Raw genomic sequence first — 3,894 nt, 5'->3', positions numbered from 1 at the left:
CGATATCGATCAAGCTCAAATGGAGATATTTAAATATATTGAAACTTACTATAACACAAAACGCATACACTCTGCCCTTGACTACCAATCTCCTAGAGATTTTGAAAAAAAATCCGCTTATTCTCTTAACTAAGTGTCTAGTTTTTCTTGACAACTCCATTTCTTCATTCCGAAAAAGTCTAACTTTTTGGGGTCATTACATTCTTCAGTTCTATAAATTAAAAAACCAAATAATTTTTGCCTATACGAAAAACCCGATAAGTTTTGAAACTAGCACCACTCGATTAAATAGTCTATGTTTTGACAAATCCCTAAAAATGTATAAAAATAATCATTTTCGCCAACCTATCATTTGAACTATTTATACATGAGTACTACGATAGACTTGTAATATGACTACAGCAAAAAATGAAAAATAAAGGAGCGAAATCACATGAAGAAAAAAATGATCTTATTAAGTATCGGTTTAGGGATCGCTGCAGCTGGTGCAGGATATCTAGCGAAGAAGACAGGTTTCTTTGAAGATGATGCTTGGTTATACGATGAATATGATTCAACATTGAATTAGCTGGAAGTTGAGCAAGATGTATAAATAGGAGGAAGCGCAATGCAAAAGAAAAAAGCAATCATGATCGGTGCAGGATTATCCAATATGGCAGCCGCAGTTTACCTGATTCAAGAAGGCAAATGGCAAGGCGAACAAATCACGTTTTACTCTCTCGACGATCATGGATCAAATGATGGGGCACCTACTGGGGATGTCACAGATGAATACTGGAACAAGAATCATCCTATGGAGAATCAAAAAGGGTATGTGGCGCGAGGCGGCCGCATGCTAAACTATCGAACCTACGTGGACTTGATGGATCTGTTGGATCGGATTCCTTCTGCGACGGAACCAAACATGACCGCTGCAGAAGATACCCGCGATTTTGATGCGAAACATCGGACATTTGATAAAGCCAGACTATTGGAAGGCGGTAAGGGGATCATTGATGGCGGTCATTTAGGCTTGAACAATAAAAGCCGTATGTTGCTGACACAAATGATCATGATGCCTGACAGTGAAGAAGAAAAATTAGACAATGTCACCATTGCCGAATACTTCAAAGAAGATCCAGCCTTTTTTGAATCCAATTTTTGGTACATGTGGGAAACAACGTTTGCCTTTCGGACCCGGAGTTCCGCGCAAGAATTACGGCGCTATATGCACCAAATGATTTACGAATTTACACAAATCGAGCATTTAGTGGGGGTCAATCGGACACGCTACAATCAATATGAAAGCATCATGCTGCCTTTGATCAATTACTTGAAAGAACAAGGGTGCCACATCGTCCTCGATCGGTTAGTTACAGATTGGTCGTTCAAAGACACCACGATGCAAGATGAAATCACTGTGACTGGGTTACACATGTTGAATGTGACGACCAATCAAGAAGAGTATGTTGCAGTTGATGATGATACAGCTGTTATCTTTACCAATGGGTCAATCACTGATTCAGCGACATTAGGTGATTTTGATACACCCGCTGCAGAAAATATGGATTACGGTGCAGCCTCTAGTCTTTGGAAAAAAGCGGCTGAGCAGTTTTATAATCTGGGTACCCCGGATAAATTTTTCGCGGATCGTGATGCGAGCGAGTGGGTCAGCTTTACTTTGACGACCAAAGACCATCTATTGCTGAATGAAATCACACGTATCACTACACAAGAACCAGGGAATGCCTTGAATTCATTTATTTCCACAACGCCGATTTCGCCTTTGCATCAAAAAGATGTCAATATGTCGATCGTGGTTCATCACCAACCGCACTTCACCAGTCAAAAACCGAATGAAACCGTCATTTGGGGGTACTTCTTATATCCGCGTCGGGTAGGGGAATTTGTGACTAAACCCTATATCGAAATGACTGGGAAAGAAATGGTGCAAGAATTGATTGGCCAGTTGTCTAAAGTCGATCCCGGACCTGGCAATATTCGAGACAAAGAAGCATTGATCATGGATAGTGTCATCAACAATATTCCTGTGTATATGCCGTATGCCTCTGCATTGTTCAACAATCGTGCCAAAAGCGATCGGCCAAAAGTGATTCCAGCTCATTCCACCAATCTGGCTTTCACTGGAGAATTTGTGGAACAACCCTATCAAATGATTTTCACAGAACAAAGCGCTGTCCGTTCTGGGGAAATTGCGGCATTCCACTTTGCCGGCATTCCAATGTCACGGTTGGTACCTACACCACGCTATGACAAAGATTTGAAAACATTGGCTCGTGCGGCGAAGAAGATGTTTGCTTAACTTAATAACAATTATATTGTTATGTCATAACGATTGGATATATAGTATTGATTTGAGAAAGTTGTAACCTTTATTCAGTGGGGATAGGTTACAACTTTTTTGAAATTTTTACCATTTTTAATGAACAGCTAAATAAGTCTAATTAATTTGATTCTAACAGAAGAGAACTCAGTTGTTGATAGAGAAAGATATAACTGACAATTTAGTTATAACTAGGAGACTTGTACTCTCGTCACTCTGGAAAAAGGCAAAGTTGTACTTATTAAAAAAATTTCTAAAAATCTTTTAGTCAACCTCACTGATCGTAAATCAAGGTCTTTATGATGAGAATGCTAACAGTTTATTCAGAAAGTATCAACAGAAGAAAAAATAAAGGTATGCTTCTACGTATAGTAACATTACTCAATATTGTATCAAATTCAGTTTACAAACTAGGAAATATTTGTTTTAGAAAAATCCTATGAAATATTTTCGGATAAACTGCTGTTCTTATTTAGATAAATAGATACTCATAAAACCGTCAATTAGAGCTTGTATAGAGATATTTGACTAATAATAATTTGAAAGTGATTTAGTTGCGTTGTTCGCTCACACAATTTATAATGAAAAAAAGAAAGATTATTTACTAACGAGTAGCACTTAATTTTTTCATTATGGTTAGAAACAACAATGTAACTAGGTAATTTTCTGATAAGCTATCTAGCACGTAAAAGTCTTCGTTATTATAACTATCATTTTGTTTTGATCATTTACCATCGAATCCAACAAGATACAAATAACCTTTGCAAATCATTCAGTTACAGGATTTTCTGCAAAAATTCGGAAATAACTACTATTATTTTATAGCTATTTAATTCAATATCAAACTTTTTACAAATTTGATTATTACTACTAGCCTATGGTTTAATGATTAATAGTTCCACGAGTGTAGCACATGCGTAATTTCATTCTAGTCTTTGAGCAAAGAATGCTATCTTTATTGGTGATAATTTTTTTGAAGCTTAATGGAGACGATATTTTTATAAAAAGAAATTTTATTTCCTCTGCGTTCACATAAATCGCTAATATTTTTCTGATAGATTACTTTATAAAAGAAAGGTGTTTAAAGTGAATATATTATCTGACAAAGATGCTCAATTACTTCAATTACTCAATCTTTTATACTTTCATGGTCCAAGGTCATCATATGATCTTATAAATAGTATGAACATAAGTTCTTCAAAATTATTATCCTCAATAAATATACTTAATGACACCATTTACCCATGTAAGGTGTTTCCTAAAAATCATATGGTCCATTTAAGTATTCCTCAAAACGGATCATATGATTTTTGTGTTTCTAAAATACTAGCAGCAAGTTTAGAGTGTTCTATAGTTGAATATATTTTTTTGAGCAATACGAAAGTTATATTTCTTTGGCTAATGCTCTGCATGTGAGTGAATCAACAGTGAAAAGATCTATAAAACAATGAATTTATTTTTTGAGCAATATGATATTATCATAAAAGCAAGGCCATTGAGATTTGAAGGGGATGAAAATAATATCAGATATTTTTTATACTTTATTTCACGGCTAAATATAACTTAATTGA

Annotated in this window: 4 protein-coding genes; all 4 read left to right on the top strand. The window is 35.5% G+C overall.

Annotated elements, in window-relative coordinates; genetic code table 11:
• The coding region (locus FJU10_RS18880) for an IS3 family transposase (RefSeq protein ID WP_140966737.1) at positions 1-133 on the top strand (133 nt) is incomplete at its 5' end.
• Between the two features lie 300 nt (positions 134-433).
• A complete protein-coding gene (locus FJU10_RS18875; RefSeq protein ID WP_054115942.1) occupies positions 434-568 on the top strand; it encodes a hypothetical protein in 135 nt (44 codons plus the stop codon).
• A 39-nt stretch (positions 569-607) separates the two neighbouring features.
• Positions 608-2,302 carry an oleate hydratase gene (locus tag FJU10_RS18870; protein ID WP_140966736.1) on the top strand — a complete coding sequence of 565 codons (1,695 nt, stop codon included), beginning with the start codon at positions 608-610 and terminating at the stop codon, positions 2,300-2,302.
• A 1,441-nt stretch (positions 2,303-3,743) separates the two neighbouring features.
• Entirely contained in the window at positions 3,744-3,890 is a 147-nt protein-coding gene (locus FJU10_RS19925; RefSeq protein WP_411268853.1) for a helix-turn-helix domain-containing protein, read from the top strand.
• Positions 3,891-3,894 lie beyond the last annotated feature (4 nt).

The sequence above is a fragment of the Enterococcus sp. OL5 genome (genome assembly GCF_006491895.1).
Lineage (GTDB): Bacteria > Bacillota > Bacilli > Lactobacillales > Enterococcaceae > Enterococcus_D > Enterococcus_D innesii.
This window is presented reverse-complemented; position numbering and strand designations above follow the sequence as displayed.